This is a genomic window from Caulobacter sp. 602-1, assembly GCF_003931565.1.
GTDB lineage: Bacteria > Pseudomonadota > Alphaproteobacteria > Caulobacterales > Caulobacteraceae > Caulobacter.
The window spans coordinates 1-271 of sequence record NZ_RRYI01000219.1 but is presented as its reverse complement, the minus strand read 5'-3'; the positions used below and the strand labels follow the sequence as shown (position 1 = coordinate 271).

1 protein-coding gene is annotated in these 271 nt (G+C 59.0%); it reads left to right on the top strand.

Going from position 1 to position 271, the window contains the following annotated elements:
* The coding region (locus EIK80_RS25945) for an AMP-binding protein (RefSeq protein WP_148099161.1) at nt 1-271 on the top strand (271 nt) is incomplete at both ends.

The window sequence follows — 271 nt, the reverse complement described above, 5'->3', positions numbered from 1 at the left end:
CTCACCGTGCCGGTATATGAGACCAACTCCGCCAGCCAGGTCAGCTGGATTTTCAACGATTCCAAGGTCACGCTCGCCATCGCCGAGGATGACGGTCAGCGCGACAAGATTGAATCCGTGCGCAGCGAGGTACCCACCCTGCGCAACGTGTTCGTCATCGAAGCAGGCGGCCTGAACGCCATCAAGACCTATGGCGAAAGCGTCACCGATGCCGAATTCTGGGAATACAAGAACGCCTCCCACGGCGACGACCGCGCCACCATCGTTTACA